This window comes from Stenotrophomonas testudinis, from assembly GCF_024499815.1.
Lineage (GTDB): Bacteria > Pseudomonadota > Gammaproteobacteria > Xanthomonadales > Xanthomonadaceae > Stenotrophomonas.
Genome location: NZ_JAMOKY010000003.1, coordinates 212,386 through 224,345 on the forward strand (window position 1 = coordinate 212,386; position 11,960 = coordinate 224,345).

An 11,960-nucleotide genomic window follows, 5' to 3' on the forward strand; every position below is an offset into this window, starting at 1 on the left:
GCTGAATCCCGCCCCCTGTCAACGCCTTGTCCCGCTTGGTCGTGGGTTGCCAGAATGGGGCCTTCCCGTAATGCGGCCCAGACCTGAAGCAATGCACGACGCCAAGAACGCCAAGAGCGCGCTCGCCCAGCAGATCGCCCAGACCATCGCCGACGAGATCGGTGCCCAGTCCGCCCAGGTGCGTGCCGCCGTCGGCCTGCTCGACGAGGGCGCCAGCGTTCCGTTCATCGCCCGCTACCGCAAGGAAGTCACCGGTGGTCTGGACGACACCCAGCTGCGCAACCTGGAAACCCGCCTGACCTACCTGCGCGAGCTGGAAGACCGCCGCGCCGCCGTGCTGGCCAGCATCGGCGAGCAGGGCAAGCTGAGCGACGAACTGCGCAACGACATCCTCGCCGCCGATACCAAGAGCCGCCTGGAAGATCTGTACCTGCCGTACAAGCCCAAGCGCCGCACCCGCGCGCAGATCGCCCGCGAGGCCGGGCTGGAGCCGCTGGCCGATGGCCTGCTGGGCGACCCGACGCAGGATCCGCAGGTGTTCGCGGCCACCTTCGTCGACACCGACAAGGGCGTGGCCGATACCAAGGCCGCGCTGGAAGGCGCCCGCGCGATCCTGATGGAGCGCTGGGGCGAAGATGCCGCGCTGGTCGGCGAACTGCGCACCTGGCTGGGCGAGGGCGGCGTGATCCGCGCCCGCGTGGCCGAGGGCAAGGAAAACGAAGGCGCCAAATACCGCGATTATTTCGAACACGCCGAGTCGCTGGCGAAGATTCCCTCGCACCGCCTGCTGGCGCTGTTCCGCGCGCGCCGCGAAGAGATCCTGTTCCTGGAACTGGACCCGGGCAGCGATGCCGAGGCTGGCCACCAGTACGCCGAAGGGCGCGTGGCGCGCAAGGCCGGCATCGCCGACCAGGGCCGCGCCGCCGACCGCTGGCTGCTCGATGCCTGCCGCCTGACCTGGCGCGCCAAGCTGCACACGCACCTGCTGCTGGACCTGTTCAACCAGGCGCGCGAGAAGGCCGAGGCCGATGCGATCGCCGTGTTCGGCGACAACCTCAAGGATCTGCTGCTGGCCGCGCCGGCCGGGCCGAAGACCGTGCTCGGCCTCGATCCGGGCATCCGCACCGGCTGCAAGATCGCCGTGGTCGATGCCACCGGCAAGCTGGTGGCGACCGAGACCATCTACCCGCACGAGCCGCGCCGGCAGTGGGATCAGTCGCTGCAGACGATCGAGCAGCTGTGTGCGAAGCACAACGTCGAGCTGATCGCGATCGGCAACGGCACCGCCAGCCGCGAGACCGACAAGCTGGCCGGTGAGGCGATCAAGGCCGCCGGCAACCCGAAGCTGCAGAAGGTGGTGGTCAGCGAAGCCGGTGCTTCGGTGTACTCGGCGTCCGAATTCGCGGCCAAGGAGTTCCCCAGCCTGGACGTGTCGCTGCGTGGCGCGGTGTCGATCGCCCGCCGCCTGCAGGACCCGCTGGCCGAACTGGTCAAGATCGAACCGAAGGCGATCGGCGTCGGCCAGTACCAGCACGACGTGGACCAGTACCGCCTGGCGCGGGCACTGGATGCGCGCGTGGAGGACTGCGTGAACGCCGTCGGCGTGTACGTCAATACCGCCTCGGCCGCGTTGCTGTCGCGCGTGTCCGGCCTGTCGTCGACGGTGGCCGAGAACATCGTGCGCCATCGCGATGACAACGGCCCGTTCAAGCGCCGCAAGGATCTGTTGAAGGTTGCGCGGCTTGGCGATAAGACGTTCGAGCAGTGCGCCGGCTTCCTGCGCATCGCCGATGGCGACCAGCCGCTGGATGCCTCGGCCGTGCACCCGGAAGCCTATCCGGTGGTCGAGCGCATCGTCGCCAGTACCGCGCGCCCGATCAAGGCGCTGATCGGTGATGGCAGCTTCCTCCGAGGCCTGAAGGCCGAACAGTTCACCGACGCGACCTTCGGCGTGCCGACCGTGCGCGACATCCTCAAGGAACTGGAAAAGCCGGGCCGCGATCCGCGTCCGGAGTTCAAGGCTGCGCGCTTCGCCGAGGGCGTCGAGGACATCAAGGACCTGCGCGAAGGCATGGTGCTGGAAGGCGTGGTCAGCAACGTGGCGGCCTTCGGTGCGTTCGTCGACATCGGCGTGCACCAGGACGGACTCATCCACATCTCCGCGCTGTCGGACACTTTCGTCAAGGACCCGCGCGACGTGGTCAAGGCCGGCGACATCGTCAAGGTGAAGGTGCTGGAGGTGGACGTGCCGCGCAAGCGCATCGCCCTGACCCGGCGCCTGGGCGACACCCCCGGCCAGGCCACCAGCCGGCCGGGCCAGCGCGAGGAGCGTGGGCAGGGGCAGGGGCCGCGCCGCGATGCAGACGGTCCTAACCGTGGCCAGAACCGCGGGCAGGGCAATGGCGGCCGTCCGGCGCAGTCGGCGCCACCGGCCAACAATGCCTTGGCCGACGCCTTCGCCCGCGCCAGGCGCAGCTGAGTCCGGCACCCCTCCAGGCGCTCGCCTGCGAGGGGGGGACTTGTCGGGGTTCCCCCGCAGTGCGCACACTTGCGCCCAAGGGGGCCATCGGGCCGTCCCGTCGTCGCCGGGGAGGGCCGTGGCGCCAATCGTTCCCGTCAGCTTCCATCAGGGTTGCAGCCTTGCGCTGCGGCCCGCGCGCGCCTGCGCGCAGGGCAGGGAGAGCTGATGGGCGGCCCCGGCAACAACGAAGGCAACCTGGTCGAGCGGCGCCTGGTGGAGCTGGCCGAAGACCGCCGCCGCCTGGCGATGATCATCGAAGGCACCGCAGCGGGCACCTGGGAGTGGAACGTGCAGACCGGCCAGATGCGCATCAACGCGCGCTGGGCCGAAATCGTCGGCTATCGCCAGGAAGAACTGGAACCGGTGAACCAGGATACGTTCCAGGCGCTTGTGCATCCTGATGACCTGGCCCGTTCCGATGCCGCGCTGGAGGAGCACTTCCGCGGGCACACCGACCACTATGCGTGCCTGCTGCGCATGCGCCACAAGGACGGCCGCTGGATCTGGATCCACGACCGCGGGCGCGTGTTCGAGCGGGACGGTCAGGGCCGCCCGGTGTGGATGGCCGGCGCCCACGATGATGTGACCGAGCTGCAGCAGGCCCGGCAGGACGCAGCGGAAATGCGCCAGCGGCTGCAGGCGCTGGTTGATGCATCCGACGAAGTGGCGGTGATGGCTACCGACCCGCAGGGCATGATCACCCTGTTCAACAGCGGCGCCGAGCGCCTGCTGGGCTATACGGCCGATGACGTGGTGGGCCGGGTCGACCCGGGCGTTTTCCACGAGCCCGACGAGATCGCCGTCTTCCTGGCACCGCTGGCCGATGCCGAAGGGCGCCTGCCGACCGTCTTCCAGGCCCTGGCCGCGCAGGCCCAGGGCCGCACGTTCTCACGGCAGTGGACCTTCCTGCGCAAGGATGGCCAGCGCCGCCAGGTGCGGCTTTCGATCAGCCGCATGGACGGTGCCGACGGGCAGTGCATCGGTTACGTCGGCATGGCCATCGACATCACCGAGATGCAGCAGGCGCGTGCCGACGCGCGTCTGGCCGCGGAAAAGTTCGCCGGTGCGTTCACCTCGGCGGCGCTGGGCATGGCCCTGGTCTCGCTGGAAGGGCGCTGGCTGGACGTCAACAATGCGCTGTGCCGGATCCTGGGCTACCCGCGCGAAGAGCTGCTGCAGGTGGATTTCCAGCGTCTGACCCATCCGGCCGACCTGCAGACCGATCTGGCGCTGGTGCAGGACCTGCTGGCCGGCCGGCGCAACTACTACCACCTGGAAAAGCGTTACCTCAACCGCGATGGCAACACCATCTGGGCGCGCCTGTCGGTCTCGCTGGTGCGCAACGAGCGCGGCGAGCCGCTGCATTTCGTGTCGCAGATCCAGGACGTCACCGCCCAGCGCAGCAGCGAGCAGCGCCTGTACGAAACCGAGCAGCGCAGCCGCATCACCCTGGATGCGGTGGCCGACCTGGTGCTGAGCGTGACCCTGGAAGGACGTATCGAGTACGCCAACGCTGCGGCCGTGCGCATCCTGGCGGGTGACAACGCGCTGGCCCTGGCCGGCCACAACGTGCAGGACGTGCTGTCGCTGACCACCGAATACGCGCCCGGCTCGGTGCTGGATGTGGCCGTGCTGCTGGATCCGGACAGCAACGCGGTGGACCTGCATGCCGACCTGCTGATGCGGCTGGGCGCGGCCACGGTGCCGGTGGACCTGACCCGCGCCTGGCTGCGCGATGACGAAGGCCAGGTGCGTGGCGCGGTGTGGGTGCTGCGCGACGATACCCAGCAGCGCGCCCGCCAGCGCGAGGCACGCCACCTGGCCGAGATCGATCCGCTGACCGAGCTGGGCAACCGCCGCGGCTTCGAGGCGCACCTGCAGCAGGCGATCACCCGCGTCGAGCGCACCGGCCAGGCGGCCTCGCTGATGTTCATCGACCTGGACCGTTTCAAGCCGGTCAACGATACCTGGGGTCACCTGGCCGGCGATGCCGTGCTGTGGGCGGTGGCCAGCGTGCTGCGTCATGGCGTGCGCGATTCGGACATCGTGGCGCGGCTGGGCGGCGACGAATTCGCGGTCATCCTGCCCGGCTGTGGCCCGCGCCGGGCCGCGCGCATCGGCCGCGAACTGCTGCAGACCCTGGCCGCGCTGTCCATTCCGTGGGATACGGCACGGCTGCGGATCGGCGCCAGCATCGGCATCGCGCCGCTGGAGGCGGGCATGACGGTGGACGAGGCGGTGGCGTCGGCCGACGCCCAGTGTTACCGGGCCAAGGCCATGGGCCGCAACAACGTGCAGGTGCAGGGCGAGCTGGGCGAACTGCCCGGCGAGGACAACGACGCGGGCTGAACCGGTGCGTATCGCACGAGGATTGATGGCGTCTCAATCTGTGAGAGGGCGGGGCGGAACAATCGCCCCATCGCCACCTCGACAGGGAGTTGCCATGAGCCGTTGGAACACACAGATCGTCGGCGCCTACGCGCCCGCCTGCATTGGCTGGCTGCTGGCGCTGGCCGGTGGCCTGCGCCTGGAGCAGCTTCGCCTCGATCCCTTGGCACAGGCGCTGGTGCCGGTCCTGCAGTGGGGCGTGGCCAGCGCACTGCTGGCCACCCTGGGCTGCATCATCGGCGCCAGCGCAGTGCTGTGGCGTAATGGGCGCCGCTGACCACGCATCTGTAGAGTCGGGCCATGTTCGACTGTTTTCCTCTACGAATGACGAGGTCACCGATGTTTGCCTGGGACGAAACCGCGTTTCTTGAATTGTTCGGCGTCGTACCGCGGGTGGACACGTCCGAGGGTATCGACGTGCTGGTCGCCCATGCACAGGGCAGCGTGAAGCTGCAGCTTGGCTTCAATGCGCTCACCGGCGATGTACGCGTGCAGGTATTCGCAGCAGGGCAGGGCGAACCGCTGTTCGACGGTCGCCTGGCATCCAGTCCGGGCGCCCGCGTCGTCCGCAATGCGGGGGCCGAGTTCGTGGAGATCGGTGGTGCCGGCAGCTGGCCGCATGCGCGTGGCTACGACATGCAGCAGCCCTTGGAGCATGGGCTGCGCGTGTACGTCTCGCCCGCGTTGATGGTCAAGACGTTCGGTCCGTAGCGTCAGCGCAGTACCGGCTCCACATCCACCAGCCGCACGTCATGCATCTGGTCGAGGTAGGCCTCGTAGTACCACTTGTGTGACGCACCGACGATGGCCAGCATGCGCGTGCCCGGGTACCGGCCCAGCACGTCGCGGATGTTGGCGACCATGCGCAGGTTGCGGGTTTCCCAGTAGCCCACGTAGTTGCGGCCAAAGCCCTCCGGTGACGGCTCGACCAGGGCGGCGCCGAAATCGCTGTCGTAGACGCTCTGTGCGGTCTCCGGGGAGTTCTCGTGGCGATAGAGCGCCAGCAGTCCGCCCGGCTGGTTCACATTGTCCTCAAAGGGGGCGGAGGCGGCGCTGCGCGCTTTGCCGGCGGGGTTGTCCCAGGCGCCGCGGAGGGCCTTGGCGAACGCTTTCTGCTGTTCCTCGGGCGTATCCGTATCGGCGGTGTGGTCATCCACAGACCACAGCCGCTCCAGCCCCAGCCGTGCGGCCAGTTGGGCGGCGACCAGGTTCACCTCGTCCTTGCGCAGCACGCGTGCGTCGAGGAAGGCGACCAGTTCCGGGGTCAGGCTGTCGGACGCGCGGCGTTCGCTGCTGGGCAGGCGCAGCCACTGCACGATGGCCGAACCGCGTTCGCCGGCGGCCAGGGCCACCGCAGCCAGCCTGCGCCGCTGTGCCGGCGTGGCGTCCTTCGGCCATGTGGCGAGCAGACGCTCCATTTCGGCACTGGCGCCGGGCACATCCAGTCCGGTCGCCGCCTCGGCCGGTGCGGTGTCGACGCAGTAGCTACTCACGCTGTCGGCATAGCGGGCCGGGCTGCGGCGCATGAAGTCGCACTGCAGGCCGGAGACGTTCTCCACTGCGATGGCCGTGGGCTGCCACGCCTGCAGGCGCTCCAGCAGCGGTTCCAGCATCGCCGGCTGGAACGCGTCGGGCAGGGTGGAAAGATGCGGGCTGCCCAGAACCAGGACGTCATTCAAGCGGCCGGCGGGTGGTCCCTTGTGCTCGCCAGGATGGAAGGCGGAGCGGTAGGGTGCATCGGCGGCGCCGGCGGCGGCACTGCACAGGCTCAACAGCAGAACACAGGCACGACGTTTGAACATGGGCTTCTCCCTGCAATGGATGCATCCGTGATGACGATGATCCTGCACGCAGCACCGCGCAAAGGAATCCCCCGTTGGTCATTGCAACCTTCCGGCCGCTGCCTGCATCGCAGCCAGGCGTGGCATGGGCCACAATGGACGTTGCAACCTGGAACGAACGACGACATGGACGCCGCACTCCCCATCGTGACGATCGCCGCACTGTTCGGTGCGATCATCGGCTTTGTCGGGCCGCTGGGCTGGCGCTGGCAGCTGCTGCGGCTGTCGCCGGTGTTGCTGCTGCCGCTTGCCCTGCATGTCCTGCAGACCGCGCCGTGGTTCTTTGGCGGCGGCGGCAACTGGGTGACTGCGGCACTGCTGGTCTGGGTGGGCAGTCTCGGTTATCTGCCGGCGGTGCTGGCCATCGCCGTGCTGCGCTGGATGATGTGGCGGCAACGCTGACCGCGGAGGAACATGATGCTGGTAAGGGCAGGCACTCTGGACGAAGCCCTGCAGGTGCTGCAGGGCGTGGGTGAGCTGGGCCAGGGGTGCACGCATGCCACCTACATGCAACGCCTGGCCGGCCGTCGCCACCTGGTGCTGGTGGCCGAGCAGGGCGGTGAGCTGGTCGGCTTCAAGGTCGGCTATGCGCTGGACCGCCGGCGTTTCTACAGCTGGGTCGGCGGCATCCATCCGGCACATCGCCGCCAGGGCATCGCCCAGGCCCTGCTGGAAACCCAGCAGCGCTGGGCTGCCGCGCAGGGCTACGACAGTATCGAGGTGAAGACCTCGCAGGCCTTCCCGCAGATGGTGGCCTTGCTGGAGCGCAACGGCTACCAGCCCCAGGGCGAGGCCGAGGGCAAGCTGCTATATCGCCGGGTGCTGTGAAGACGCGGGAACTGCAAATGACCCTAAAGGCCGCGACCTGCCGGCCGATAACCTGACTGGATCCCGCTCCTGTCCCTCGCTGCTGGACTCCAGGCTGCCCCGACGGGCGGTCCGTGCTGTGTGTACCGCCTTCCGCAGTCCGCAGTCCGCAGTCCAGAGCTTTACGCACACAACGAACAAGGACGCTTCCCCGCGCGTCTGCAAGTCCAGGCAATTGATGGCCCCGCCGGGCACCCGCCCGCCGGATTGCATTTCATTGGACTCCGAGGAACCCACGATGCTGATGCCAGGCTTCACGGCGGGTGAGCAGACACCGGCCGACCCGCACTCCCGTTTTTCGCCCTGGCGCGTGATGCTGGGCGCGCTGGGCGGTCATCGCACCTCCACCGAGCTGTCCGCGCAGGATCACCGCCAGGATGAGCTGGCCGCGCAGGTGGCTGCGCTGCATCGCGTGCAGGCGGTCATCGAATTCGCGCTGGACGGCACCATCCTGCAGGCTAACGACAACTTCCTGCAGGCGGTGAGCTACCGCCTGGACGAGATCCAGGGCCAGCATCATTCCCTGTTCGTCGATCCCGAACATGCACGCAGCGCGGAGTACCGCGAGTTCTGGGCGCGGCTGGCGCGCGGCGAGTTCGACGCCGGCCAGTACCGGCGCTTCGGCAAGGGTGGGCGCGAGATCTGGATCCAAGCCTCGTACAACCCGGTGCTGGATCGCCAGGGGCGGCCGTACAAAGTGGTGAAGTTCGCCACCGACATTACGGCGCAGAAGCTGCAGGCCGCCGATTCGGCAGGCCAGCTGGCGGCGATCGACAAGTCGCAGGCGGTCATCGAGTTCAGCCTGGATGGACGCATCCTGTCGGCCAACGCCAACTTCCTGGCTGCCACCGGCTACACGCTGGACGAGGTCCGCGGCCAGCACCATTCCCTGTTCGTCGAACCCGACCACCGTGGGAGTGCCGAGTACCGGCACTTCTGGGAAAAGCTTGGCCGCGGCGAGTACGACGCCGGGCAGTACCGGCGGCTGGGCAAGGGCGGGCGCGAGGTCTGGATCCAGGCGTCTTACAACCCGATCCTCGACATGAACGGCCGCCCGTTCAAGGTGGTGAAGTACGCGACCGACATCACTGCCCAGGTGCACGAGAACCAGGCCACCCAGCGCGCCGTCGCGCAGACCCGCGAAGTGGTGGCGGCGGCAAAACAGGGCGATCTGACCCACCACGTGGACATGACCGACAAGCGCGGCCCCATCGCCGAGCTGTGCGAGGGCGTCAATGCGCTGGTGGAGGCGATGGCCGGCATCCTCGGCCAGATCAAGTTGGCCGCCGACACCATTGCGGTGGGCGCGAGCGAGATCGCGCAGGGCAACAGCGATCTGTCCCAGCGCACCGAGCAGCAGGCGGCCTCGCTGGAAGAAACGGCGGTGTCGATGAAGGGCCTGGCCGACACCGTGCAGCGCACTGCCACCAACGCACGCCAGGCCAGTGAACTGGCCGGCGGCGCGGCGGACGTGGCCGCGCGCGGCGGCACCGTGGTACATGAAGTGGTCTCGACCATGGCGGTGATCAACGCCTCCTCGCGCCGCATCGTCGACATCATCGGGGTGATCGACGGCATTGCGTTCCAGACCAACATCCTCGCGTTGAACGCGGCGGTGGAAGCGGCACGCGCGGGCCAGCATGGTCGTGGTTTCGCCGTGGTGGCCACCGAGATCCGCGAGCTGTCGCAGCGTTCGGCCAGCGCGGCCAAGGAGATCAAGCAGCTCATCGACGCATCGGTGGCCAATGTCGGCGCCGGCACCGCGCAGGTGGAAAGCGCCGGGCGCACCATGGATGAGATCGTGCGCGACGTACGCCGTGTCAGTGATCTGATGACCCAGATCAGCACGGCGGCCCAGCAGCAGAGCGATGACATCCAGCAGATGAACCAGGCCGTCGACCTGATCGACCAGGGCACGCAGCAGAACGCGGCACTGGTGGAAGAGGCCTCGGCGGCGGCACGCAGCATGGAGGAACAGTCCGCGCAGCTGCTGCAGACGGTGGCCGGGTTCCGGGTTGATGTGGGGCAGGGTAGTGCGACGGCACTGCGCACGCCGATGCTGCGGGTGGTCCACTGAAGCCGGGGGATGAGCCTTCAGATACGCAAAAGGCCAGATCGATGACCTGGCCTTTTGTTCAATGGTGCCGGTGAAAGGACTCGAACCTTCATGGGGTTACCCCCGGCTGATTTTGAGTCAGCTGCGTATACCATTCCGCCACACCGGCAGCAGCGGGCTAGTGTAACCGAGCCCGGCGGACCTTCATAGAGGCCTGTTCGGACAGGGCCAGAAGCCCGCCGTCCTGCCGGCAATGGCTGGCTGATGGCTATACTGGATCGGCTTAACAGGTGGGGGGAGGCCCCATGGCGGCGTTGCAGGATCTGCGCGTGTTGGTGGTCGAAAACGACGAAATGAGTGCGGCCCTGCTGCAGATGCAGCTGGTGCAGGCCGGCGCCGTGGTCGTCGGCCTGGCGGCGACGGTTGCTGATTCGCTGCGCCTGCTGCAGGAAACCTCGCCGGACGTGGCACTGCTGGACTACCGGCTGGCCCGAAACGAAACCAGTGAGCCGGTCGCCGCGGCGCTCGCTGCAGCGGGCGTGCCCTTCGTGCTGGCCACCGGCATGACCGCCGAGCAGCTGCCTGCATCGATGCGCGACGGCGTGCTGCTGGTGAAACCCTATCTGTCGGTGGATCTGTCGCAGGCCCTGCTGCGCGCGGTCGGCCGTACCGGCGCGCGGGCCTGAGGGCAGTCTTCCGGCTCAGGCCGCTTCTTCGTAGACGTAACGCAGATCCTCGCGGTCATCGAGGATGGCGTACTGCGTGGCCAGCTGGTCCGGATCGGGATTGAGCCAGGCGTCCAGGTGTTCGCGACGGATCGGTACCACGCCGCGGTCATGGCCGGCGGCAGCCACGTCGGCCGACGGTGCGTCGGTGATCGCAGCGAAGGACAGCAGGCGCCCCTCCGGTCCTTCCCATTCGGCCCACAGGCAGGCCAGCAACAGGTCGCGCGGTGGGTCGGGGCGGAATTCCAGGACCACGTCCTGTTCCTTTTCATCGGCACCCAGGCTGCGACCGGCGATGGCGTGGCGCGGCACATGCTCGTAGAACGCACTGACCACCACCACGCCATGGCGCAGGCCGAAGGCGCCGCGCCAGTAGCCTTCCAGGCTGTCGCGGCGCGCGTTGTAGGTGCCCGGGTACAGCACGTCGTTGCGTGCGGGCTTGTCCGGCAGGCGGCACTGGTAGCGCATCGGCTTGATGACCCGCTGTCCGTTCTCGCTGACCATCACCGGTGCGTACGTGCCGGGAAAGATGCGGTTGTCGCGCGGCAGCAGCTGCACGCGGTGCAGGTCGTCCAGGCGGGCCTGTGCGCGCTCGATGCGGTTGCTGGCCACGCGCAGGTCGTTGCGTGCCTTCTGCGTGGGCCGCGTGGCCAGGGTGGCGTTGGCGATGTCGCGCCGTTCGCCCTGCTTCAGCAGTTCGGTCTGCAGCGTCTGCTGCTCCTCGGCATGCCATTGCTGGATCTTCGCCACGATGTCGCGGCCCTCTTCGGTGCGTGCGCTGGCAAAACCATCGTCCATGGCTTTGGGTGTCTTCGGCCGCTTCTTGCCGGGATCGTGTGCGTACAGCTCGGCGAATTCTTCCAGCGACAGGACGGCGCCGTACTCACGGACAAGCTTGGCGTAGTCGGCGCGGATCAGGGCGGAATAGCACATGGGCGTTCTATGGGCGAAGGTCGCAGCGGCTGCGACGAGACTGCGGCAGGATAGCCCGACACCCGGGAGATGACGCATGAACGATTCGACGACCTGCCAGTTCCGCGATGGCGTGCCGACCGTTGAGGATTACTGCCAGCTGCGCCTGCTGGCGGGGCTGAGCGCCAAGACCGCCGAGGCAGCCATCCGCGCGCTGCCCAATACCCTGTTCGGGGTCTGCGCGTATCAGGGCAGCGAACTGGTGGCGATGGGGCGGATCGTCGGCGATGGTGGCTGCCACCTGCAGGTGTGCGATATCGCTGTCGTGCCCCGGTTGCAGGGGCAGGGCCTGGGCAAGGAGGTGATGCGGCGGCTGGACGCCTGGATGCAGGCAACGCTGCCGCCTTCGGCCTATGTGAGCCTGCTGGCCGATGGTGAGGCACACCGCCTGTATGCGCAGTTCGGGTTTGCACCGACCGCGCCGGCCTTGATCGGGATGTGCCGGCGGTTCTGAACGGAATGCCTGGATCGCAGGCAAAGAAAAACCCCGGCCGAGGCCGGGGTCTTCAAGAATTGGCGTCCCCACGGGGATTCGAACCCCGGTCGCCACCGTGAAAGGGTGATGTCCTAGGCCTCTAGACGATGGGGAC

At 68.0% G+C, this 11,960-nt stretch carries 11 protein-coding genes and 2 tRNA genes; 9 read left to right on the plus strand and 4 right to left on the minus strand.

Annotated features, from left to right (window positions below; translation table 11 throughout):
* The first annotated feature begins 91 nt into the window (after positions 1 to 91).
* From NQ204_RS03660 to NQ204_RS03675, 4 genes are all read left to right on the plus strand, one after another.
* Positions 92 to 2,479, plus strand: a complete 2,388-nt coding sequence (locus NQ204_RS03660; protein WP_256643104.1) for a Tex family protein — start codon at positions 92 to 94, stop codon at positions 2,477 to 2,479.
* A gap of 207 nt (positions 2,480 to 2,686) precedes the next feature.
* Positions 2,687 to 4,870: a PAS domain-containing protein gene (locus NQ204_RS03665; RefSeq protein WP_116863985.1), complete on the plus strand. Its 2,184-nt coding sequence runs from the start codon at positions 2,687 to 2,689 to the stop codon at positions 4,868 to 4,870.
* Between the two features lie 94 nt (positions 4,871 to 4,964).
* The gene (locus tag NQ204_RS03670; RefSeq protein WP_116863986.1) at positions 4,965 to 5,186 is read left to right on the plus strand and encodes a hypothetical protein; all 222 of its coding nucleotides are present in this window, start codon (positions 4,965 to 4,967) and stop codon (positions 5,184 to 5,186) included.
* A gap of 62 nt (positions 5,187 to 5,248) precedes the next feature.
* Positions 5,249 to 5,620, plus strand: coding sequence for a hypothetical protein (locus NQ204_RS03675; protein ID WP_256643105.1), 372 nt, complete (start codon positions 5,249 to 5,251; stop codon positions 5,618 to 5,620).
* A gap of 2 nt (positions 5,621 to 5,622) precedes the next feature.
* Here the strand turns inward: NQ204_RS03675 and NQ204_RS03680 are convergent, their stop codons facing one another.
* Positions 5,623 to 6,711: a DUF5694 domain-containing protein gene (locus NQ204_RS03680; RefSeq protein ID WP_256643106.1), complete on the minus strand. Its 1,089-nt coding sequence runs from the start codon at positions 6,709 to 6,711 to the stop codon at positions 5,623 to 5,625.
* A 165-nt stretch (positions 6,712 to 6,876) separates the two neighbouring features.
* On the opposite strand from NQ204_RS03680, the gene NQ204_RS03685 reads away from it, so the two are divergent.
* The 3 genes from NQ204_RS03685 to NQ204_RS03695 all read left to right on the plus strand — a co-directional run bounded on the left by NQ204_RS03685 (position 6,877) and on the right by NQ204_RS03695 (position 9,694).
* Complete coding sequence (locus NQ204_RS03685) at positions 6,877 to 7,152, plus strand: hypothetical protein (protein WP_256643107.1); 276 nt, start codon at positions 6,877 to 6,879, stop codon at positions 7,150 to 7,152.
* 15 nt (positions 7,153 to 7,167) lie between these two features.
* Positions 7,168 to 7,578, plus strand: a complete 411-nt coding sequence (locus tag NQ204_RS03690; RefSeq protein WP_165835713.1) for a GNAT family N-acetyltransferase — start codon at positions 7,168 to 7,170, stop codon at positions 7,576 to 7,578.
* Positions 7,579 to 7,855: 277 nt separating this feature from the next.
* The gene (locus NQ204_RS03695) at positions 7,856 to 9,694 is read left to right on the plus strand and encodes a methyl-accepting chemotaxis protein (protein ID WP_256643108.1); all 1,839 of its coding nucleotides are present in this window, start codon (positions 7,856 to 7,858) and stop codon (positions 9,692 to 9,694) included.
* Positions 9,695 to 9,756: 62 nt separating this feature from the next.
* Here the strand turns inward: NQ204_RS03695 and NQ204_RS03700 are convergent.
* Positions 9,757 to 9,842, minus strand: a tRNA-Leu gene (locus NQ204_RS03700).
* A gap of 136 nt (positions 9,843 to 9,978) precedes the next feature.
* On the opposite strand from NQ204_RS03700, the gene NQ204_RS03705 reads away from it, so the two are divergent.
* Positions 9,979 to 10,359 carry a response regulator gene (locus NQ204_RS03705; protein WP_116863992.1) on the plus strand — a complete coding sequence of 127 codons (381 nt, stop codon included), beginning with the start codon at positions 9,979 to 9,981 and terminating at the stop codon, positions 10,357 to 10,359.
* 15 nt (positions 10,360 to 10,374) lie between these two features.
* On the opposite strand, the gene NQ204_RS03710 is transcribed toward NQ204_RS03705, so the two are convergent.
* Positions 10,375 to 11,331, minus strand: coding sequence for an SOS response-associated peptidase family protein (locus tag NQ204_RS03710; protein WP_256643109.1), 957 nt, complete (start codon positions 11,329 to 11,331; stop codon positions 10,375 to 10,377).
* 76 nt (positions 11,332 to 11,407) lie between these two features.
* On the opposite strand from NQ204_RS03710, the gene NQ204_RS03715 reads away from it, so the two are divergent.
* Complete coding sequence (locus NQ204_RS03715) at positions 11,408 to 11,824, plus strand: GNAT family N-acetyltransferase (RefSeq protein ID WP_256643110.1); 417 nt, start codon at positions 11,408 to 11,410, stop codon at positions 11,822 to 11,824.
* A gap of 60 nt (positions 11,825 to 11,884) precedes the next feature.
* Here the strand turns inward: NQ204_RS03715 and NQ204_RS03720 are convergent.
* Positions 11,885 to 11,960 (minus strand) — tRNA-Glu (locus NQ204_RS03720).